Below are 22,576 nucleotides of genomic sequence, written 5' to 3'. Positions count from 1 at the left end.
TTTAATTAAAGCAGTTCAATACGATTTATGCGCACGTTTTAGAAAGGCTTACATTGGCAATCGAAGCACATGGAACATATGATTATTTTAATACCAACTAGCACAATATAGATCTTTTATTTCTCTTTGTTGAGATTTTCACGCTTATTATAAACTTCAATATTTATTGTTAATTTTTTGGTTCTCTTATTATGTTGGAGCGAGATGTATCTATTTTGTTAAATTATTATGATCTATTTTAACGTTTTTTAATGTTTGTTTTTCTATTTTTAAAATAGGTAAAACAGTCATTGAATTTTGAATTTATTTAGTTATGATGGCTAAAAAATTGCCTTGCATGGCTTTTTTAGCAAGTTTTTTTGATGTTTAATGGATTTTTAATATTTATAGTTATCTCTATTGATAAACTATTTTCATCATTTTACATGGAGTTTCTGTGACCCTTTTCAGCAAAGTTCCGTTCTTTTCAGAGCTACAGTGTATTGCTCTAATAGGCAAATTCACAATGTTAGTATTAATGCCGAAGAGCTTTAAAATCAGTTCAATCACCAAAAAATAAATGAATTGGACTTGAACGAAAAAAAACTATTAAGAGCGGAAAAGTCTAAAGACCTTAAGTCAAATTCTATAAGTTTCGATGTACGTAAATTAAAATAGCTTACCAGTGATGGTGATAAAACCCGATTTTCATTATGAAAAGATGAGTGGGGAGAGAGTGTTAGTCCAAAGTTCTCCACAAAAAGCCAAAAAATATTAATTTTTAATAGTTTTAAAGCCAGTTTGAAAGTAAGTATTTATTTTTAAACGAGAACCAATGTTCTAGTTGTTAGTTTCTTTTTTGTTATATTTTAGACTTGTTTTTATCAGCCTTAAGAGCGTCTTTATTCAGTCACACAACAAGCAGTATTGATGTAGGCCTGGGCCGTGAAATATATCGATATATACTTAAGTTGCCTTTGGCATATTTTAAGTAACGATGAGTTAGTGTCACGGACAAAAGAGCTTGTTCATGACCGCTACATCACTGACTTTAGTCTTCACTTTGGTTTTTTGGAAGTTAATTTTTTATTGCTTCAGCGAGTTAACTTGGATTGTCGCAGTAAGCAATAGAACGTTCCCTATGTACTCTTTATAGTTTCATTACTAGCAAGATGATAGAAGTTGCAATTGATGTGTTAAAAGATGAAGTTTTGGGCTTATATTTTCCTATTAAAGTAAAAGTAGATAGCCAATATAAAGATGTTGAAAGAAAATATATTTCTTTGAGTTCAGAGATGAATGTCAATGTCGAAATAAAAACAGATAGTCGCTGTGTCATGGGGTTTTTGTTATCACCTGTAATTCAGAAGCTAGATGAAAGAGCATGATAACGATGACCTTAAAATGGGAACTTTTGAAAAGATCAAAAAATATTCAATGAAAGTCTGAAAATACTAAATATTATTGGCTTCATTTATTTTTTGTTTTCTCATGTATATTTGTAAATTATCAAGTTATGCCGATTGTTGATAGGATGGTATATTCTTTTCTTATAAAATTTCTCATCGGCAAGTTCTTGTTATAGCTATTTGATAATATGGTGAAAATGGCCTGGAGAGCTTATAAGGCTGAATTAAAAGAAATTAAAAACCTTGACCCAGGCCAAGTAATAAAAGTAAAAGCCGAGCAATGTAATGAGCATGGTGGTTGTGGTTCGATTTTATCTTTATCAGATGGTGATAAATTTTTAATTCAAGAGGAGAAGTAGTATGCAGGGACTTACTGCAGCACAAGTATTGCACCGTAAATTTGCCAATGAAGTTATTAAAGTATTAAATGGAACAACAACCCTCCATCAAGCAATTATTACAATTGATAATGATATCAAAAAATATAACGATGGAAAGAGTGGAGTAGCTGACATTGCTTCACCATTAGGTACGTTAGCAAGTATTGGAGGAATGCTTAAAAAGCTTTCTTCGGTACATCCGCATTTAGCTTCGATTGCAGGTGTTACTGATTTGATTGGAGTAATTAATAATAAAAAACCAAATCAACCTATAACAGATGCAGAATTTTATAAGTTGGCAGCTGGAACTGTGAGTATTATAGGAACTGTTGCAGCCGTTGCTAACCCTATTAGTATGTTCGCTATTAGCACAGGTATAATAGCGACAGTTTTAGGCCTTGCTTCGTTGACGGAACAAATTTCTGATACCGATAGTACCGATATAACTAAACCGTTATCAGATGTATTGAATGCAATTTCAGATACATTCCCTTCAGCAGAAGAGTTTGAAAAAAACGTTTTGGGTTCACTTCTGGGGTTGTCAGATTTCTTGACGAATCTTGACCAATTACCCGATTTGGCGTCTGGTGCGTTTAAAGATTGGCTCGATGATGTAAGTAATGCATTACGCCCTCGCCGTGATCCTATTGTTTTTGACTTGGACGGTGATGGAATTGAGACGGTCAGTGCTAATTTAGGCATTATGTTTGACCATAATGCTGATGGTGTCAGAGTGGGTACTGGTTGGGTGAGCGCAGATGATGGGCTGTTAGTACTCGACCTCAATAACGATGGCATCATCAATGACGGAAGAGAGTTATTTGGCGATAATACAATTATCGACAATGGGCGACGCTCCATAGCGAAACATGGGTATTATGCACTTAAGCAACATGATGAAAATCGAGATGGTGTAATTGACGCAAATGATAGTATCTATGGCCAATTACAAATTTGGCAAGACTTAAATCAAGATGGAATAAGTCAAAGTAATGAATTGAAATCCCTTACTGATTGGGGAATTTCATCTATTAATCTTGATTTTAAAGAAAGTGGGAGCTTGCAAAATGGTAACCAGATCGCATTTTCAGGAGCGTTCACTTGGCACAGTGGAGACAGTGGAATTACCTCAGCGCTATTTTTCGAAGAAGAGTCTTATTATCAGGAGATCATTGATCCAACCCCTATAAGTGAACGTGCTTCACTGTTGCCAGAGTTTAAGGGGACAGGCGCGACAGGTTCATTAAGGCAAGCTGCTACTAGAGATGAAAATGTAGCCAGAGTTTTAGAGCAATTTACAACATCGTCAACAAGATCTGGACAAAAAGCGCTTATAAACAAAGTTATTTGGGAATGGAGTAAGTCGAGCCCAGTAGAACGATACTTTGGTGAATATCTTGGCCATGCGACTTTAGCTAAACCTAATGAGTTTACCTTTGTCTCTGTTAACTCTGAAAACGGCTTCTATCGTATGGGTGTTAGCGGTCTAAATGGTTCTGTAACACATATGTTTGATTTTGTGTCAGATAATGAATCAGATACGTATCAGGGCCATGCTTATATTCTAGAAAGTTTCTATGGACGGCAGTTTGCGGGTTTGTACGAAGAGACCAAAACGGAAATCGTGAGAGGCGACAAAAGGTTTTCAACATGGAAAAAAGAGCTTGTTATGTCGGACGCGTCACAGAACGCGATTTTAAATACTTATAAGCACCTAGAAAGGCAGGTTTATTTGTCACTTGCATTGCAAACCCGCCTCAGACCTTTGTTCAATAGAATTATCCCTTCCTTTGGTTCAAATGGCATAGGTATTGATTTCAGTTTGTTTAAATTGGGGCTTGATGAGCATATTGCCAATACGGGTGTGGATGGTGTTAAAGACTTAATTGATATTGCCTTATATTTACCACAGCTAAAAGATAATTGGACAGATCTAGGTGACTATTTACAGCTATATTTGCGTCAGGCATTAGCTGATGACGCTCAAGCGCACGCACTTTATGAAGAGTACAATATCACTGCCCTTGAATATGCCAAAGAGTTTGACGGAACAGACCAAAGTGACATTGTACTTGGTTCTATATACAAAGATACATTAAAAGGTTATGACGGCAACGATGTACTCTATGCTGAGCAAGGCAATGATACACTTTATGGTGGTGGAGGGAGCGATTACTTAGATGGCGGGCTTGGTAATGATACCCTAATTGGCGAGAGTGGGAATGATGTTCTAGATGGTGGTGCAGGTAACGATCAGCTACAAGGCCGGTCAGGTAATGACAACTATCTTTGGGGTGCAGGCTCTGGTGAGGATATTATTCTCGATAGTCAAGGTGACTTAGATAACGTTGTATTTAAGGCAGGTATTGAGTCCACTGATTTGATTTGGTCACGCACTGCGACAGATTTAAAAGTCACACTTAGGACAACCGGAGAGACACTTACCATAAAGTATTTCTTTTATTCTGAACAAAATAAGATCGAAAACTTCAAGCTGCATGACGGTACATTAATATCATATACGGCGATTGAGTCTCAACTAAAGGTGTCATCAGGTACACATAGTAATGATGTCATAACGACATATGATCTCGATGACACAATATACGGACATGGAGGGAATGATCAAATAAATGCCAATGGTGGTCATGATGTATTATTCGGACAGGCAGGAAATGACCAGCTATATGCAGGGAACGGAAATGACACCTTAGATGGCGGAGCTGGCAGTGATCGACTTTATGGTGGCGCTGGTAATGATATCTATCACTGGGGTAAAGGGAGTGGTGATGACATCATTTATGACTTTAGCACTATAGATAGCAGGGACACTTCACATACAGACAAACTTATCTTTGGACAGGGCATAACAGGTGATGACCTTCATTGGTTCAGAGAAAATACAGATCTTAAAGTCACTCTACTAAGCACGGGTGAAACACTCATTTTGTCTGGTTACTTTGTAAGCGATGCGCACAAGGTTAATCATTTTGAATTGTATGATGGCACGGTTTTAGACTCCGCTCAAATAGAACAATCCGCTCATGTACAATCAGGTTCAATGCTAGACGAGCAGATAGAAGGCTATGAGCAAAATGACATACTCAAAGGTTTAGGCGGTAATGATATACTTCGCGGCAATGCGGGGGATGATTTGCTAAACGGTGGCGCTGGTAATGACCATTTGTATGGTGGGCATGGAAATGATCAGCTTGAGGGAGGCTCAGGGGATGACACCTTAAATGGTGGTTCGGGAAGCGATATTTATTTTTGGGGCGAGGGTTCTGGTAACGACAAAATCATTAACTATGACAGATATAGTCCGCATAGCGCAGGTGACATTGATAAACTGGTATTTAAACCGGGTGTAACGACAGATGACTTAACCTGGTCACGAAGTGGTCAAAATTTGCTTGCAACCTTAAAATCAACCGGTGAAACGCTATTAATTTCAAATTACTTTTCTCATGACCAAAATAAACTAACAGCAATAGAGCTTGCGGATGGCACTGCTATAACAACTGATTCGATTCATCAAGAAGTTCTACTTATAACAGGTAGTTATAGAGAAGAAGTTTTAGTCGGTTATGAGCAAGATGACACCCTGTTGGGCTATGGCGGCAACGATGTTTTAAATGCAGGCTCTGGTAATGATGTATTGGATGGAGGAGTAGGGAACGACCTACTGTATGGAGAAGCAGGTAATGACCTGCTTGATGGTGGAGCTGGAGATGACCAGCTATATGGTGGTGCTGGCAGCGATACGTATTATTGGGGAGTTGGCTCCGGTAATGACCGTATAATTAATTATGATCGGTATAGTCATAGTAATGATATTGACAAGTTGGTATTTAAAGCGGGTATAACACTTGGCGATCTTCGTTGGTCTCGCAATGAAGCACATCTTGAAGTTACTTTAGTGTCGACGGGTGAAACATTACGTGTAGATCAGTTCTTCAGTGGTAATACGGGTAAATTGGGCTCTGCTGAGTTATCAGATGGCACAGTAATTGACTTAAATGTGATAGAAGAGCAAGTCAAGAATTTGATAGGTAATGCTGGCGATAACACTTTAACAGGTTATGAACAGAATGAATCTTTATCGGGCTTAGGTGGCAATGATATTTTACATGCTCAATCTGGAGATGATTTGCTTGATGGAGGTAGTGGAGACGACTACCTATATGGTGGTGATGGCAATGATATTTTAGATGGCGATGATGGCAACGATGTTCTAGATGGAGGGAAGGGCAACGACATTATGATCGGAGGGAAGGGCAACGATCGGATGCATGGTGCAGAAGGTAGTGACATCTACTATTGGGGAGCTGGTTCTGGTAATGACACTATTGTTAACGCACCTCAGAATAGTGCAGATAATGTCAATGACATTGATAAATTGATATTTGAATCAAGCATAACGATAGATGATTTAAATTGGTCTCGAAGTGAGTACGATTTGGTAGTTACACTCGTTTCTTCAGGAGAAACGCTACATTTGAGAGACTACTTCAGGGAGGAAAAGTACAAACTCAATATAGTGGAGCTATCTGATGGGACGACCATAGATATGGCGGCCATTGAAGAACAAGTAAAAACCATCACAGGTACTGAATATAATGATACTTTAGAGGGTTACGAGCAGGACGATATTCTTTGGGGTCTTGGTGGTAACGATATTTTAGCAGCCGGTGGTGGTAATGACTTTTTGGATGGAGGTTCGGGTGTTGACCGCCTATATGGTGGCACTGGTAGTGATACCTATTCTTGGGGAATAGGTTCGGGAAATGACACAATTTTTAATGCCGAAGAGTTTGCTCCTGATAACAGCAGTGATATTGACAAACTCGTTTTCAAAGCAGGTATAAGCTCTGAAGGTATACGTTGGACACGCAATCATAATGACTTAGTCGTTACGCTAATATCTACCGATGAAACTTTACGCATTAACAATTACTTTAGTGCAGAAAAATATAAACTTAATGCAATCGAGCTATCGGATGGAACAGCCTTCGACCTAATGGATATAGAAGAGCAAGTCAAACTCATTACAGGGACCGAAGAAAACGATTATCTACTGGGGTATGAGCAAAATGATACTCTAACTGGAGCTGGAGGAGATGACTGGCTTAAGGCAGGCGCTGGTAACGATATCCTAAATGGCGGTGCTGGCGATGATATTTTATATGGTCAAGCTGGCAGCGATACATATATTTGGGGAGCAGGGTTTGGTAATGATACTATTATAAATGCAATACAAAATGATCCGTATCGTAGCAGTGATATCGACAAGCTTGTTATCAAAGAGGGCGTAGTCGAAGATGATTTAAGCTGGTCTCGTAAGGGTAGTAACCTCATTGCGACCCTGCGCACAACGGGAGAAACATTGAGTATTAATCGTTTCTTTGATGGGAATAAATACAAAATCAAGTTCGTTGAGTTTTCAGATGGCGCTGTAATTGATATGGCCACTATTGAAGAGCTTGCCAAAACAATTACTGGGACCGAAGCGGATGATACCCTTATCGGTTATGAACAAAATGACACTTTGATGGGGCTAGCTGGTAATGATAGCTTGGAAGGCGGAGAGGGAGATGACCACCTTGACGGCGGTGCTGGGGATGACAGCTTATCAGGTGAAGCGGGCAGCGACATCTATTATTGGGGTAAAGGCTCTGGCAATGACACCATTGTCAATGCGCCTAGATATTCAAGTTACAGTTCGAGTGATGTAGATAAGTTAGTTTTTAAGGCAGGTGTGATTGCGGAGGACTTAAATTGGTCACGTCGTGGTGGTGACCTGAAAGTTACACTAGGTTCAACAGGCGAAACACTGAGTATCTACAATTACTTTAGTGAAGAAAAGTATAAGATAGACTTAGTTGAACTTGCAGACGGTACAGTTATTGATTTAGCGGTGATTGAAGAGCAAGTAAGAACGATAACGGGTACGAACACCAATGATACGCTAATCGGTTATCAGCAAGATGATATATTACTGGGACTAGGTGGAGATGACACTTTAACAGCTGGGGCAGGTAATGACGCATTAGATGGCGGAGCTGGTAATGATAGCTTGGAAGGCGGAGAGGGAGATGACCACCTTGACGGCGGTGCTGGGGATGACAGCTTATCAGGTGAAGCGGGCAGCGACATCTATTATTGGGGTAAAGGCTCTGGCAATGACACCATTGTCAATGCGCCTAGATATTCAAGTTACAGTTCGAGTGATGTAGATAAGTTAGTTTTTAAGGCAGGTGTGATTGCGGAGGACTTAAATTGGTCACGTCGTGGTGGTGACCTGAAAGTTACACTAGGTTCAACAGGCGAAACACTGAGTATCTACAATTACTTTAGTGAAGAAAAGTATAAGATAGACTTGGTTGAACTTGCAGACGGTACAGCTATTGATTTAGCGGTGATTGAAGAGCAAGTAAGAACGATAACGGGTACGAACACCAATGATACGCTAATCGGTTATCAGCAAGGAGATACTCTACTGGGACTAGGTGGAGATGACACTTTAAAAGCTGGGGCAGGTAATGACGTATTAGATGGTGGTGCTGGTAACGATATTTTATATGGTGAAGCAGGCAGCGACATCTATTATTGGGGCAAAGGCTCTGGCAATGACACCATTGTAAATGCTCCTAGATATGGTAGTTACGGTGCACAGGATATTGATAAATTGGTCTTTAAAACAGGTGTAACTTCAGAAGATTTAGGTTGGTCACGCCGTGGCAGTGATCTATTGGCGACGCTCAACTCTTCAGGTGAAACGATTAGTATCTACAATTACTTTGGCGAGGATAGATACAAAATAAGCGCTGTGGAATTGTCAGATGGTACGGTACTTGATTTAGCTTCTATTGAAGCACAAATTGCAAATTCTCAAAATGCAATGGATTCAACTGCATTCAATTCTAATTATGAGCTTCTGATTCAGTCAATGTCTGGCTTTGTTGATGGTGGGGATGCGCTCGAAAGTAGTAGCTCTCAAGATATAAATAAGTATCTTATCAAAGTAGAATATATATAACGTTAAAATAAATGGTATAAATAATAAGGGTGTTTGATTATTTTTGCTTTTATTTTTGTTTTATATTTTTAACTGTGAGGTGGTTTTTTATAGCTAGTTTATAATCAAGCCTTCTAAGTGAAGGCTTTGATGCTAGTTAATTGCAGTGATGCGTATAAATTTCGCATGCTTGTCCATTGCCTCGTTGTGTCCAACATATGCCATCAGAATTACAAATAAGCTCACTAACCGCAGCACCACCGACTTTTGGTGTTGCTTCAAGAGGCAAAGAGTTTTTGTCTGTAGTTAGTTTTTTAATACTTTTCTTACTAAGTTTTAAGTTCACAATAAATATCCTTCTATTTTATAAATAGGCATACATCATTGCTAATCAAGCAATCGCCTTCGCTTGTCTACAAGTAAAGACTGTGAGTCTTTTCTTGAATTTTTTATTATTGATTTATTAATAGCATGAATTTTTAATGGATGGCAAGGTGCTTTTAACTTGGTGAGTATTCTATTTTATTATAAGGGGGGTTGAAGGTGTGTACAATTTTTTGTATCTGCTACTGGCTTATAATTATATATTATATGTAATTGAATAATATATATATTTGCATGTTAGGTATTAGTTATTCAATGATAAAACGAGCCAGCTCTGCTTATGAGAGCTGGCATGCATAGTTCTAATTAAAAGTTAAACGAAACCTTGCCATACACAAAGCGGCCATCAGTGTTATACGCCGAAAATGCAGAATATGGGAATATTTGATTGAAGTTGCTGAATCCAATATTACCTACTGTATCTTGTGGATATTGGTCAAATAAATTGTTAGCACCTACCGCGAAACGCCAGTTTTCGTTAACTTGGTATGCAACTTCTAGATCTGTTATCCACTTAGCATCTAGCACTTCGTCTTTTGCTACAGTACTAGATGAGTCGGTCGTCTCACCGTACCTAGTCGCTTTCAATATGGCTGTCCAGCTTTCATACTTCCAGGTTGCGACCAGATTCAACTTATCTTTAGGTGTCCCATCCTCAAAACGTGCTATTTCGCGTCGTGCAAAATATTGGTATCCGTTACCTAGCTCAGCAAGCTCTGTAGGGTTGTCTTTGACATGGGTAACCTCGGTATCGTTGAGGTTTAGAGCAGCACTGAGTGCTAGGCTACCATATGTATTTAAGTCGAAGTTGTAAGTTGCGACAATGTCTACACCCTGAGTTCTAGAATCTATCGCATTAGTGAAGTAGCGTACACGTTGTACATTGTGTTCGCCTGCTGTCGCCAGAATTTGTTCTACGGCGTCGCCGCTGAGGTTCTCAGACATTACAATACGGTCATCGATATCTATCTGGTAAGCGTCCAATGTTAGGCTGAACTCTCCTGCGCTGTAGATGAACCCTGCCGTGATGTTTACTGACTCTTCCGCTTCAAGTGGACGTGCCCCAAGCGCTTGTGCTGCGGCAGTATCAACTGGAAACAGACCAACTTCATTTGGGATACCATTTTCAAATACAGTTGCAATAGACTTGTATGAGGATTGTGCTAAAGAAGGGGCTCTAAACCCAGTACTCACTGCTCCCCTTAAAGAAAGCGCGTCATTTATGGCATATCGACTTGCTAGTTTACCAGTCAGTGTTGAACCAAAATCACTATAATCTTCTAAGCGCGTGGCTAGAATAATGTTCCAGTCTGCGTTGATATACGTGTCAAACTCCGTGAAAAGCGCGACATTACTGCGTGACTCATCTACTGCACTTGCCGGTGAAAAACCTGCTAACACCTGAGCTCCGCCCGCAGCAACTGGTGCACCTTGCGCATCTAAAACAGTCAGGTAAGAAGCCTCCTCACCAGCTTTGATTTGATATGACTCGTGACGATATTCTGCACCAACAGTGATGTATACCTCTTCATATAAACCAAAATCAAAACTGTTCTTGGCATCAAAGTTCAACGTAAGCTGGTCGTATACCAAGTCACCGTTATCAAACTCAGTCGGACTATTGATACCCATTGACGTATTCAAGCTGTTTGTCACACCAAAATTGAATTGGTTGCGACCAAAGTTTGCACTGTTGTCTACATCCCACCCAGCAACCTGTGAAGTTGCACCTATTGCAAAAGCGAAATCTTCGACTTCAGTGGTTATCTGAGGTAAGAAGCCATCCGGGTATACGGATATTAAGTTTCTGCTGTCTTTTGGACGACGGAAAAAGCCGCCTGAATTGCCTTTGCGCTTAGAATAGCTACCAAATGAATATAGCGTTGTGTTATCGGTTAAATCGTAACCGGCATTATAGAAAAACGCGAAATCTTCGATATCCGCTTTACCAAATCTATGATTATATCTTTGCACGTCAAATTCACGAGCATCCAAGTTGCCTGCTTCGTCTCGTGAATGCTGTTCTCTAGGATCAAAGCCAGAGCGGTTTGATGGTGCTTTATTTCTTACTTCTGCTGAAAGGTGGATGAAGCCGTCTCTACCAAGAGGCAGGCCGATGTTACCGCTAATGGTACTTGTATTACCGTCACTTACTGTACGGTCCTCACCAAGTTCAAAGGCAAGATCACCACCGTCACTTTGAGTGACGCTTTCAAGCTGTTTAGCCCCAGCCATTTGAGTGTCGTACTTACCATAGGTGATGTTTAACGAGCCGCCTTGATCCGCATCTTTCAATACAATGTTGATAACGCCAGCTATTGCGTCAGAGCCATACTGAGCAGCCGCGCCGTCTCTAAGAACTTCAATACGCTTAATAGCCGCAGTTGGGATCATGTTTAGGTCAACAGCTGACGAGCCACGTCCTACAGTGCCATTTAAATTGAGTAATGCGCTAGAGTGACGACGCTTTCCATTGATTAAAACCAATGTATGATCAGGCGCTAAGCCTCTCAGTACAGCTGGACGAGCATGGTCAGTTCCATCCGCAAGTTGGGAGTTTGGAAAGTTAAAACTTGGTACTAAAGTGGTTAAAACTTGGCTTAATTCCAGTTGACCAGAGCTGTTGATCTCATCGAGGCTAATGATGTCCACGGGGACTGTGCTTTCTGCAATGCTGCGAAGGCTTCTTCTGGTACCTGTTACTTCGATGACTTCTGGTTTGAGTTCTTGTTCAGTGCTCATAGACTCATTTGCATGAAGCGTAAATACGGGTGCAGAGGCTAATATCAGGCTAACTGATGCTGCCAAGAAGTTCGGTTTTAGCATTGTGTATCCTAGCGAATTAATTTCAATAGAGTGGTTAGATTGGTCGTTAATTTAAGACTAATAATCTAATGGGAAGCGGATAGTAATGAGTAATTTATGCGTCGTTAAATTCAATTTTGTTATAGAATATAACTTCTAACTTTTGGCTATTTAATTAGAAAAGCTATGCTATCAAATTATTTCAAGTTATTAATAAAATTAAATAGATTTCTCTAATTGTGTTTGTATTTTAACATTCTCACTTTTCGGTTTGTGTAAAATATAGTATTCGATTGAAGTGGTGGAGTGGTCAAATAACCTTAATAGCTTGTTTGAAATCAGTTTTAAATCGTCGGGATAAATTAATCTCTATGCCTGACTTCAGGGTGATAATACCGTCCCCACTTGGAATGTATCTCACAGATGCAATCTCATGGTTGTTGACAGCAAATCTGCGATGGACTCGGGTTACGTGTGTTTGTGCTAGGTTTGTACAAAGGTTATTTAAGGTTTCGCGTAGCGGGTAGATACGGCCTTTACTATGCAAGTTAACGTAATTCCCTGAAGCTTCATACCATTCTATCTCAGAAACTTTCACTATATGCTCCTCACCATGCTTTTTGACTAGGAACTGTGTGGGGGATTGATTTAAAGAAAGATCTTGCTGCGCTGCAACTGAGGTAGATTTGAGTGTCCATTTTACACTGTGATAAATAAAAAAGATAAAAAGGTATGAAAGCACATCCTTACGATACTCATACCAAAACTCTTGATAGTAGTCTCCAAAGTCGTAATGGCCCTGCATGAACAAATATGCCAAATGGCGTTGTCCTACCATTAGCAAAACGTGACACAAAGAAAACACGAGAGATGAGAAGGTATGTACTACCACGAGTTTTAGAGGGTGAGTAGTGTTGAGCGGGTAACATCGAAACAAAGCTATCAATGCAGGGATCAGTACCAGCAAGGATAGCGCACTTGTATACTCCCAAACGAAAGGCTCCCAAAGTTGAATTTGTGGCATCCCAGCACGAGAGTGTTCGGTCCAAACAGACAATGCGTTGACCGTATTATTAATCAATAAATATACTGTGGCTGTAATATAACCACACAGTGCTGTGTGCTGTTTGATTATTTTTTCAAGCCAATTCACGGTTCATCCCTTAATTCCACCTTTTATCACTATATGCATGTATTTCAATAACCTGGGTGGTTAACTGAGTTCACTATTAAACTAGATTAAAAAAATAACATGCTAGGAGGGACTATGACAAACTCGCATTTTACACGCCAATGGGATTTAGATTGGCTCCGTGTTTTAGTGTTTGGTGTTCTTATTTTATATCACGTAGGTATGTACTACGTGGCTGATTGGGGGTGGCATATAAAAAGTGCACAGACTTCAGAGCTACTACAAAACTTTATGTTGCTTAGTAATCAATGGCGCATGTCATTACTCTTTTTTATTTCAGGGATTGTCTTAGCCTTTTGCCACCAACGAATGGGCACTTGGCAGCTAATTAAAGCGAAAACTCTGCGTCTGTTTGTGCCTCTGCTCTTTGGAATGTATGTGGTCGTAGCACCTCAAATGTATATTGAGATGCTAGATAAAGGGCTGATCACGATGTCTTTTATTGATTTTTGGCTCGCTTATATCAACCCTAACACATCCCTGTTGGTGCAATATCAATCTGAGATAGGGCTGTTGACTTGGAACCACCTATGGTTTTTGGCTTATCTTTGGGTTTATTGCTTGGTACTGTTGATCTTGACACAAATCGTGCCACTGCGACTTATGTTAGCTGCACTAAAGCCTAAGCTTTCTGCGTCAGTGGCATTGGGAGTGGCGGTTGTTACTCTGTTTGCAGTTTGGATGATGTTAAGGCAAGCATTTCCTTCAACCCACGGACTTGTTGATGATTGGTATAATCACGGTAAGTATTTTTCAGTGTTTTTTATGGGCTATGTATTTGCACTGCTGCCGCATTTAAAGACGAGTGTAATCAGAAGTAGACATAGGTTAATGGCAGTTGCGCTCATTGGCTACATGCTAATTTTGATGGATAAACATGGGTTTTTATATTTCTTTTCACAACACTTTGAGACGAATATCTGGGTAAGAAGTCTTTATGGCATGGTTGTGATTGTAAATCATTGGGCTTGGATGTTGGCATTAATAGGGTACAGTGCTTCTCATTTGACTTCACCAAATCGACAATTGCGCTATGCAACGACGGCGGTTTTGCCTTGGTATATGTTGCACCAAACCCTCATTATAGTTTTTGCTTACTGGTTGAAACCATTCGAGATTTCACCCAGCGTCGAAAGTATTGTCATCATTGCGTTTACTACACTTTGGTGCTATTTGGGGTTTGAGGTGATTAAACGTAATAGGGTTTTGTGTGTTTTATTTGGCGTATCTCAGCAGGATAAACCTTGTACACCGAAAACAAAGTGTCAGACAGCTTGATAAATAGTGGCGCCAGCTTTAGTTGGCGCCACAAACTGCATTAGAGACTCTTAATTTTTTTGTCTACCTGATAGCCTTCATCGGTGACAATTTTTTCTAATACCGCAATTCTATCTTTGAGCTGATCAATTTCAGTTTTTAACTGTTCGCTTTCTTGTTTGTTCAATCCACTAAGCTTTTGTGCTTGTAAGTACTTACCATATAGGTCTCTGATCACGCCAAAACCAACGCTAACAAGTACGATTAAAAATACCATCGTAGTGCCTGACATACATTTATCTCCTTAAGCTTATCTATCCTAATAATAGTTGATAATTGTTGTGGGTATAGTGACAAGTGTCAGATTAAGTCGGTGATCTGCGAATCAATGACTAAGTGTTGTTGGCAAGTAAATTGTGTGAGTAGGAGGTGGGATCAAACAAGCGTACCCAAGGTGGCCTTTGGGTACGCGGATAGTTACTATTCGTAAGACAATGGATCTGTAGCCTGATTAAGCTCAAAAGCTTCTAAGCGTTCCTGACAAGCACCACATTTTCCGCAAGCTTTTTCACGGCCATTGTAGCAAGTCCAAGTTTGGCTGTAGTCCAAGCCCATTTTCAGACCGTCAGTAAGAATGTCGATTTTACTGTTATTGAGATATGGGCAGACGATTTCTACTTCGTCGTAGTTTGCGATGCGACATACATCATCCATCTTTTTTACAAACTCTGGGCGACAGTCTGGGTAAATTGCATGGTCACCAGAGTGGGCACCATAAAATACTTTATTTGCCTTCAGTGATACTGCATAGCCTACAGCCAGAGATAGCAAAATCATATTACGATTGGGTACGATTGTGCTTTTCATGCTCTCTTCTTCGTAGTGCCCTTCTGGCACTTCAATATCATCTGTTAAAGAAGATCCAGCAAGTAACTGATTGATTGCTGAAATATCAACAATCTTATGTGGCACATTTAAGTCATCACATACTTCTTTTGCTACTTCTAGCTCTTTAACATGTCGTTGCCCATAATTAAAAGACAGCGCATAGACTTCGTGACCCTGTTTAAGGGCTTTGTTAAGCACAGTGTAAGAATCCATGCCTCCAGAATAGATAACAACGACTTTTTCGCTCATAGGGGGTACCTCGGATAAATGCCTCAGGTTTTGCCTCGATTTTAATAGAGGTTTGCTTCAGGGCGCGATATACTACACGGCCGCTGAAAAAATGACAATTTTAGCAGGTTATTTTCGCAAAATATATTGAGTAGTTTGGAGCTATTTTGTACAAAATTAATGAAGTTTTTGAAACCATTCAAGGTGAAGCAAGTTTTACGGGGACACCGTCAATCTTTGTTCGCTTGCAGGGGTGCCCTGTGGGTTGCGCTTGGTGTGACACTAAGCAGACATGGGATGTAAACCCGACATACTTGGTTAGCTTGGACAAAACGGTTGAAAAAAAATCTGATTCTGAATGGTGGGCCAATGCCACAGCTGAGGAGATCGTTGAGCTACTGAATGTGCGTGGATATACCGCTAAGCATATTGTGATTACTGGCGGTGAACCTTGTATGTATGACTTAACATCATTGTGTGAGACGCTTCACCAAGCAGGCTATTCAACTCAAGTTGAAACCAGTGGTACATTCGAAATTTTGGTACCAGACGAGACTTGGGTAACTGTGTCACCAAAAATAAATATGCGTGGAGGCTATGATGTCCTTACCTCTGCGATGCAACGCGCTGATGAAATTAAGCATCCGGTGGCAATGCAAAAACATATAGATGAATTAGAAGCTCTGTTTGATCAAACAGGGGTGAGGCCAAAGCTTATCTATCTGCAACCTATCAGCCAAAAAGCCAAAGCGACTAAATTGGCTATAGATACTTGCGTTAAAAAGAATTGGCGATTATCTATTCAGGTGCATAAGTACATCGGAATAAACTAAAAGGGCGGCTTATAGCCGCCTTTCAAACTAATAACACTCTGTACTGCCGATTTCAATAATGCGCTCGGTTTCTCCACTATTGTTAAATAGGTAGAGACCTTTATTTATATCATTTAGTACGTTGCGCCATGTAGGCTTCTTTTTACTCAACGCAAAGAATAAGTTGTTGTAGCGCAATGCGGGCTCCACATCTTCGAGTCCGCGTAGTAGCGTCACTTTTTCAGATTTGGACAACTCAGAATAACTGACCGTAAAACGCAACACTTTTGGGTCACCGATAATGAGGTCGACGCGTTTACCTACGAGCAGTTTTACTAACTGTAAATCATCAACTGCCTCAACGATAATAAACTCACCATTGTCCATCATGGCATCAAATTCGGGGGTGTTTTGGTATCCGCGAACGACACCAATCGTGGTGCCTTTTAAATCATTGAGATTACCTTCAAACTTGTCAGCCTCACCACGTCTTTTTAAAAATCCGATCTCTCCTCCCGGAAACGCATTCGACAAGGCCAGTAATTCTCGTCGTGTTTTACCAGGGAAATTATCTGAAGGAGAAGCATCTTCAATAAAATACTCGGGAAACAATAAGTCAGCTTTGCCCGACTCAGCGGCTTTCACTGCTCTAGCCCAGGGTAAAAACTCAAGGTAGACAGGGTAGCCCTGATCAACAAGTAACGAGACCGTAAACTGAAACACCCAGCCTTTATTGCAAAGCTGGTCGCCAATATAAGGTGGCCAGTCCAATGTTACTAGGTGTAGCTGTTCCTTCGTCGGGTTTTTGCTAAATAGGTAACCATTTTTGTATTTTTCGCCCATGATCATTTGATACTGCCCAGATTTAAAAAAGCCTACTTGGAGACTCGCGTGGGAAGTAGTTGCAAACAGGGCTAAATAACCAAAGGCAAGATAAACTAGCATTCTCATTTTATTTATCCTTATTTAATATAAGGTACTCTAATCAGCAGCCCATCTGCTCGATCTAATATTTTCGTTTAAGAGTAGCGACAAGTACTCTTATTAAACGCGCTATGATTTAAACAAATTTTAGCCTAGATACTGGTATGATTAGTTGTTCAATTTAGCGAGTTAAAGCAACCATATTGTGACATTGTATTTAATTGAGTGGCTATCAATGTATTACCCAATGTGCAATTTACTAAAGTCGCATGACTTTTGAATCAGTTTGTCAGTGGTTTAGCTGATATACATTAGTCTAGTAAGAATACGAAAAAAGGCGAGGTGAAATAGTGCAAAAGAAATGAAAAAAGCCAGCAATTTGCTGGCCTTAGAAGAGAGTTATTACTGAACCAGTTCTTGTTCGCTGAATTCGTCAGCAAACATTGGGCTTGATAAGTAACGCTCTGTTGCACTTGGTAGAATAACAACGATGTTTTTATCTGCGTTTTCTGGTTTTTCAGCAATACGCTTTGCAGCAACAACCGCAGCACCAGATGAAATGCCTACCAAGATACCTTCATCTTTCATTAATTGATGTGCCATAGCAATTGCATCTTCGTTAGATACCTGCTCAGTGCCATCAATCAGATCTAAGTCTAAGTTGCCTGGGATAAAGCCTGCACCAATACCTTGGATTTTATGTGGGCCTGGCTTAGCTTCTTCGCCTGCTAGTGTTTGAGTAATTACAGGTGAGTCAGTCGGCTCAACAGCGATTGATTTAACGTTTAAGCTTTTCTCTTGTTTTAAGAAGCGGCTCACACCTGTAATTGTACCACCAGTACCAACGCCTGCTACAAAGTAATCAATGTTGCCTTCAAGTGCGTCAAAGATTTCAGGGCCCGTTGTTTCGAAGTGGATCTTAGGGTTAGCAGGGTTTTCGAACTGTTGTAGTAAAACATACTTTTCAGGGTCGCTTGCTAGGATCTCATTTGCTTTTTCAATTGCACCTTTCATACCCTTAGCACCTTCAGTAAGTACTAAATTAGCGCCCAATGCTTTTAATAGCTTGCGACGCTCAAGGCTCATTGTATTTGGCATAGTTAGTGTTAATTTGTAACCACGTGATGCAGCAACAAAAGCGAGAGCAATGCCTGTATTACCCGAAGTTGGCTCGATCAGCTCTTTGCCTTCTCCTAAAAGACCTTGCTTTTCAGCTTCCCAGATCATTGATGCGCCAATACGGCACTTTACACTGAAACTTGGGTTGCGAGATTCAACTTTGGCGTAAACGTTACCACCTGTAACACGGTTTAATTTAACGATTGGTGTTTGACCTATCGCTAGGCTGTTATCTGAAAATACTTTAGACATAGTGTTCCCTTGAATAAGCTTAGGACTATTATTAAGTAATAATGAATATAGTCACACTTTACTGGTCCGAAAACAAAACAAGAAGTAAAGAATGGCTATAAGATATATTAAAAAAGCTTATAGCTAGAATGAATATAAAATAAGCTGTTAATTACGTTAAGTAATTAACAGCTTATTTGTATCTATAGTAACCAAGCGTAGCTAAACTTGGCGAAAAAGGTTTTGTTGTCTTTCGTGATACTGGTTAAGTCATCGTCTTGATAGCCACTGTCTGAGTAGCCGACAAATAAGACGGTTTCAGGGTTAAGCTTATAGGAGTATAGAAGTTGCGTGCTCAGCTTTTTGTATCGACTGTCAACCTCATCAAGATACTTTTGTTGATTTCTATCTATATCTAAATTGATCACAGCAAGCCTTATATAGCTATTAATACCAAATTGATAGGTCAAGCGTACATCAGAGAGGTTTGCGGTGTAGACATCTTCGCCCTCATGTTCAAAACGCTCATAAGTGTGTCTTAACTTCACTTCAAAATGACGGCCAAGATTAAAGTTTAGTGTGGGTTTGATTAAGTGTCGTTGCCCTAGTCGATTGTTGGCCAAATCCACACGGTTTCCTGTGTTTAGCGTAAGGGCAGCAAAAACGCCTGCTTTGGGCTTCATTTCAAAGTATGCCCACTGGGTGTTTTCGGTGAATAAGTCGGTATTTCCATCGATGGACAACACAGACTCATCATACCTTAAGCCTGTGCGCTTGCGGTGGTCGATACCAAACTCGATGATACTTTGTAGTGGACCCTGTAACTTGAAACTTGACTGTACTTCTTTTTCAAGTAATTCACCATCTTCGTTATGAGTAATATCCCAATCAGTGTACCAATTTGCGCGATTCCACCAATTATTTTCTTCTCCATACCAGCGGTATTCAAAGCCAGTCACAAACTTATTGAAATCAACTTGTGATAAAAACCCCATATCTGCACGAAATGCAGATTCATAGTTTCTATAAGAGGCGAATGCACGCCAGTGTTTTCGATTGTGTTCATAGCTGGCTAAGTAACCTAGCCCTTGTTTATCATTTTCGTTAAGTACGCGGAGTACGCTTTCATCTAATTCGCAGTCAGCCAGTGGGTCATCGTCACACAGCTCATCAACAAAATGTTGGTCATATTCGGTATCCGTCAATGTTGCCTGTAGTTTAACCGTGTCGTGTTTTGTTGGGCGATATTTACTGTCTAAACTGAACACCTGGTTGCGGTAATTTTCACTTTGTCTGACTGTGCTGGTGGCGCCAATTGAAAGGCTACCGTCTACATCATACCGATATCTAAGCGCCGCGTTTTCACTCTTTTGCTCGAGTGACACAATACTGGACCCCAAGTTACCTGGAATGAGCACATTAGTCATTTCATCATTTGCCACAAAGCCTGCAAATGTATGGCCTTGTTTGCTGCTGGTGAGTTTGACCCCATAATCTGGTGAAGCGACATTGCGAGTATGTACCAAGTTTAAGTGTGAAGAAAAGTAGTCATCATTCTCGAGGAAGAATGCGCGTTTTTCTGGGAAAAATAGACTGAAGCTATTGTTTACACTTAGTTGTCCTGTGTCGGCTTCGACTTGCGAAAAGTCAGGGTTGAGAGTTAGGTTCAACGTAGTATCAGGTGTGATAGCCCACTTAACATCTAGACCAGGCTCATAATCGGTCTCGTCACTAAAGTCAGGTATTTCTGCGCCGTCAATATCTCGAGTCTGCGTGTTTGCGATGGCAAGTGCTGGGGTAACGGTGATGTTGCTACTTTGTTTGGCTTGTTCAAATCCGCTAAACAATGGCATCTGGCATATCCAACAACTGTTACTGTGGTCTAGTTGCATATTTGAAATGCGTAGTCGTTCATCTCTTGGTAAAAAACGCAAAAACTCCATAGCCATGGTTTTTGTTTTTTTACTATCATCAAAGTTTAAAACGCGTAAAGGAATCTCCACTTCGACAGTATATCCATCGTTTGAGATAGTTCCTTTACTTGACCAAATTCCGTTCCATGATGCATTTTCATTCTTGGTGAGTTCATCTTCAATCGAGTCTAATTGAACACCCAGTGGATTGATAAAAAACTGATAGGCATTGCGACTGGTATTAAGAGAGTCAATTTTGAGCCCCACAAGGTCATCATTCCAAATTTTATCCCTGTCTCTATAGTGAACACGAATTTTCTCTGGATTAGGATCTTTGGCAATAAACGCAACAAACAATGAACTGCCATTTTCATAGACCAGCGCTTTTGTCTTCACTGGGCTGGCGATATTGTCATGGGGCCAAGTGACGTTATCGATTTGAATTGTTTTCGCTTTTTGCCAAACAGGGTCCTGAATATTGCCATCTATAGTAGCTGATTCAGGCACGTAAGGAATGTCTATGGGGGCTTTCTCTGCGAATGCATTCATCGAAAGTAAAAGGGCGCAGGTGTAGCTAGTACTTCTTAACATGATAAAGATTAATTCTCAGTCGAATGAGCTGTTAATTAAATAATAATAGTATAAGCGCCTCAATTCTTTCTCGTTAGATTGCGTTAATATCAGGTGAAATGAGGTAAACCATATGCAGTTAAAGTATCGCATTTGTATACCTAAGGGGTAAAAACATGATAAAAAGGGCCTCAAACTAATATGATTCGGGCAAAACATGTCTCTAATAATAAAACTTATCGCCGGTATCTTAGGTGGTATATTGGCGGGTTTATATCTGCCTCTGGGTATTACAGAGTTACTTTACACAGCAAAAGTAATTATTGGTCAATTAATTAGCTTTACTATCCCTTTAATTATCTTGTTCTTTATCGCCTCAGGAATTGCGGGATTGCCCAAAACTTCAGGGCATTTGTTGGGTAAAACAGTTGGCTTTGCATATGGCTCGACTGTAATCGCAGGTACATTAGCCGTTTTACTGGTATTGACCGCGACCGGCTTTTTTGAGGGCAGCGTTGCTTATGAGGCTGCAAAAGGCGCCGAGCTCAAAGGTTATATACAACTTGAAATTCCACCTATCATGGGTGTTATGACTGCGCTTGCGACAGCGTTTATCTTCGGTATTGGGATCAGCCAATTAAATCTGGTGCAATTAAAAGACGTGGTTGATCAAGGCCGTGATGTGATTGATGCATTACTGGCAAAAGTGATTATACCTGCATTGCCATTCTATATTGCTGGTGTATTTGCTGAAATGGCTGTAGCTGGCACAGTTGTTGATACGTTAAGTACCTTTGGTGTCGTGTTAATTGCTGCTGTGGCAATGCATTGGTTGTGGTTAACGACTTTGTTTGTTGTGACTGGACTAATGCTAAAGCGCAGCCCAGTTGAATTGGTCAAAAATATGCTACCTGCTTATTTTACTGCAATTGGAACTATGTCGAGTGCGGCAACCATTCCAGTATCATTGAGAGCGAGCAAAGCAAATGGGGTATCTGAAGAAGTAGCCAATTTCTCAGTTCCTTTATGTGCTACAATTCACTTGTCTGGGTCTACAATTACGATTGTGACTTGTGCAATGGCAGTGATGTTTTTGTCACCTACTATGGCGGTTCCATCCTTGATTGATATGCTGCCATTTATATTTATGCTCGGCGTGGTAATGATTGCAGCACCAGGTGCTCCAGGTGGCGCAGTTATGTCAGCATTGGGTTTGTTGACCTCTATGTTAGGGTTTGACGAAAGTGCCATAGCGTTAATGATAGCTTTGTATCTTGCACAGGATAGCTTTGGTACTGCATGCAATGTGACAGGTGACGGCGTGATTGCATTATGGGTGAACCGCTTTTCTGAAAAGGGATAGGCGTTTTATATAGAATTAATAGTAAATTCGTATATTTATAAAATGGAATGATGTAATTGATTATGCTTTGCGAAATTATGTGTTAATCTCGCAAAGCAAATCGA

General features: G+C 40.2%; 14 protein-coding genes. 6 read left to right on the top strand and 8 right to left on the bottom strand.

What is annotated here, in order from left to right; all coding sequences use genetic code 11:
- The first annotated feature begins 1,151 nt into the window (after positions 1–1,151).
- From N475_RS02585 to N475_RS02580, 3 genes are all read left to right on the top strand, one after another.
- On the top strand, positions 1,152–1,367 hold the full coding sequence (locus tag N475_RS02585; RefSeq protein ID WP_063355261.1) for a hypothetical protein: 216 nt from the start codon (positions 1,152–1,154) through the stop codon (positions 1,365–1,367).
- 209 nt (positions 1,368–1,576) lie between these two features.
- Positions 1,577–1,747, top strand: coding sequence for a hypothetical protein (locus tag N475_RS25325; RefSeq protein ID WP_155730806.1), 171 nt, complete (start codon positions 1,577–1,579; stop codon positions 1,745–1,747).
- A 1-nt stretch (position 1,748) separates the two neighbouring features.
- Positions 1,749–8,807 carry a calcium-binding protein gene (locus N475_RS02580; protein WP_063355262.1) on the top strand — a complete coding sequence of 2,353 codons (7,059 nt, stop codon included), beginning with the start codon at positions 1,749–1,751 and terminating at the stop codon, positions 8,805–8,807.
- Positions 8,808–8,943: 136 nt separating this feature from the next.
- Here N475_RS02580 and N475_RS02575 read toward each other — a convergent pair whose 3' ends face one another.
- From N475_RS02575 to N475_RS02565, 3 genes are all read right to left on the bottom strand, one after another.
- Positions 8,944–9,132, bottom strand: coding sequence for a hypothetical protein (locus N475_RS02575; RefSeq protein ID WP_063364633.1), 189 nt, complete (start codon positions 9,130–9,132; stop codon positions 8,944–8,946).
- A gap of 344 nt (positions 9,133–9,476) precedes the next feature.
- Positions 9,477–11,996 (bottom strand): TonB-dependent receptor plug domain-containing protein, encoded by a 2,520-nt coding sequence (locus N475_RS02570; protein ID WP_063364632.1) that lies wholly within the window; start codon positions 11,994–11,996, stop codon positions 9,477–9,479.
- Positions 11,997–12,285: 289 nt separating this feature from the next.
- Positions 12,286–13,128: a LytTR family transcriptional regulator DNA-binding domain-containing protein gene (locus N475_RS02565; protein WP_063355265.1), complete on the bottom strand. Its 843-nt coding sequence runs from the start codon at positions 13,126–13,128 to the stop codon at positions 12,286–12,288.
- 114 nt (positions 13,129–13,242) lie between these two features.
- Between N475_RS02565 and N475_RS02560 the strand changes: the two genes are divergently transcribed.
- On the top strand, positions 13,243–14,445 hold the full coding sequence (locus N475_RS02560) for an acyltransferase family protein (protein ID WP_063355266.1): 1,203 nt from the start codon (positions 13,243–13,245) through the stop codon (positions 14,443–14,445).
- A gap of 40 nt (positions 14,446–14,485) precedes the next feature.
- On the opposite strand, the gene N475_RS02555 is transcribed toward N475_RS02560, so the two are convergent.
- Together N475_RS02555 and queC are read right to left on the bottom strand one after the other, a co-directional pair.
- Positions 14,486–14,716, bottom strand: coding sequence for a hypothetical protein (locus N475_RS02555; RefSeq protein ID WP_063355267.1), 231 nt, complete (start codon positions 14,714–14,716; stop codon positions 14,486–14,488).
- Between the two features lie 188 nt (positions 14,717–14,904).
- A complete protein-coding gene (gene queC, locus N475_RS02550) occupies positions 14,905–15,561 on the bottom strand; it encodes a 7-cyano-7-deazaguanine synthase QueC (protein ID WP_063355268.1) in 657 nt (218 codons plus the stop codon).
- A 146-nt stretch (positions 15,562–15,707) separates the two neighbouring features.
- Here queC and queE point away from each other — a divergent pair, with 146 nt between their 5' ends.
- Complete coding sequence (gene queE / locus N475_RS02545) at positions 15,708–16,373, top strand: 7-carboxy-7-deazaguanine synthase QueE (protein ID WP_063355269.1); 666 nt, start codon at positions 15,708–15,710, stop codon at positions 16,371–16,373.
- Positions 16,374–16,400: 27 nt separating this feature from the next.
- On the opposite strand, the gene N475_RS02540 is transcribed toward queE, so the two are convergent.
- The 3 genes from N475_RS02540 to N475_RS02530 all read right to left on the bottom strand — a co-directional run bounded on the left by N475_RS02540 (position 16,401) and on the right by N475_RS02530 (position 21,130).
- Positions 16,401–17,297, bottom strand: a complete 897-nt coding sequence (locus tag N475_RS02540; protein WP_227008447.1) for a substrate-binding periplasmic protein — start codon at positions 17,295–17,297, stop codon at positions 16,401–16,403.
- A 381-nt stretch (positions 17,298–17,678) separates the two neighbouring features.
- Positions 17,679–18,647 carry a cysteine synthase A gene (gene cysK / locus N475_RS02535; protein WP_063355270.1) on the bottom strand — a complete coding sequence of 323 codons (969 nt, stop codon included), beginning with the start codon at positions 18,645–18,647 and terminating at the stop codon, positions 17,679–17,681.
- 182 nt (positions 18,648–18,829) lie between these two features.
- Positions 18,830–21,130, bottom strand: coding sequence for a carbohydrate binding family 9 domain-containing protein (locus tag N475_RS02530; protein WP_063355271.1), 2,301 nt, complete (start codon positions 21,128–21,130; stop codon positions 18,830–18,832).
- Positions 21,131–21,326: 196 nt separating this feature from the next.
- Between N475_RS02530 and N475_RS02525 the strand changes: the two genes are divergently transcribed.
- On the top strand, positions 21,327–22,472 hold the full coding sequence (locus N475_RS02525) for a dicarboxylate/amino acid:cation symporter (protein WP_063364631.1): 1,146 nt from the start codon (positions 21,327–21,329) through the stop codon (positions 22,470–22,472).
- Positions 22,473–22,576 lie beyond the last annotated feature (104 nt).

It is taken from the genome of Pseudoalteromonas luteoviolacea DSM 6061, from assembly GCF_001625655.1.
Taxonomy (GTDB): domain Bacteria; phylum Pseudomonadota; class Gammaproteobacteria; order Enterobacterales; family Alteromonadaceae; genus Pseudoalteromonas; species Pseudoalteromonas luteoviolacea.
Note: the sequence above shows the minus strand (reverse complement) of the source record. Positions and strands in the feature narration are given on the sequence as shown.

Bases quoted from the DNA above. Each gene is read 5' to 3' on its own strand.
- N475_RS02555 (WP_063355267.1), bottom strand. From the start codon at position 14,716: ATGTCAGGCACTACGATGGTATTTTTAATCGTACTTGTTAGCGTTGGT.
- N475_RS02585 (WP_063355261.1), top strand. From the start codon at position 1,152: ATGATAGAAGTTGCAATTGATGTGTTAAAAGATGAAGTTTTGGGCTTA.
- N475_RS02530 (WP_063355271.1), bottom strand. From the start codon at position 21,130: ATGTTAAGAAGTACTAGCTACACCTGCGCCCTTTTACTTTCGATGAAT.
- cysK (WP_063355270.1), bottom strand. From the start codon at position 18,647: ATGTCTAAAGTATTTTCAGATAACAGCCTAGCGATAGGTCAAACACCA.
- N475_RS25325 (WP_155730806.1), top strand. From the start codon at position 1,577: ATGGTGAAAATGGCCTGGAGAGCTTATAAGGCTGAATTAAAAGAAATT.
- N475_RS02570 (WP_063364632.1), bottom strand. From the start codon at position 11,996: ATGCTAAAACCGAACTTCTTGGCAGCATCAGTTAGCCTGATATTAGCC.
- N475_RS02580 (WP_063355262.1), top strand. From the start codon at position 1,749: ATGCAGGGACTTACTGCAGCACAAGTATTGCACCGTAAATTTGCCAAT.
- N475_RS02540 (WP_227008447.1), bottom strand. From the start codon at position 17,297: ATGCTAGTTTATCTTGCCTTTGGTTATTTAGCCCTGTTTGCAACTACT.
- N475_RS02560 (WP_063355266.1), top strand. From the start codon at position 13,243: ATGACAAACTCGCATTTTACACGCCAATGGGATTTAGATTGGCTCCGT.
- N475_RS02525 (WP_063364631.1), top strand. From the start codon at position 21,327: ATGTCTCTAATAATAAAACTTATCGCCGGTATCTTAGGTGGTATATTG.
- queC (WP_063355268.1), bottom strand. From the start codon at position 15,561: ATGAGCGAAAAAGTCGTTGTTATCTATTCTGGAGGCATGGATTCTTAC.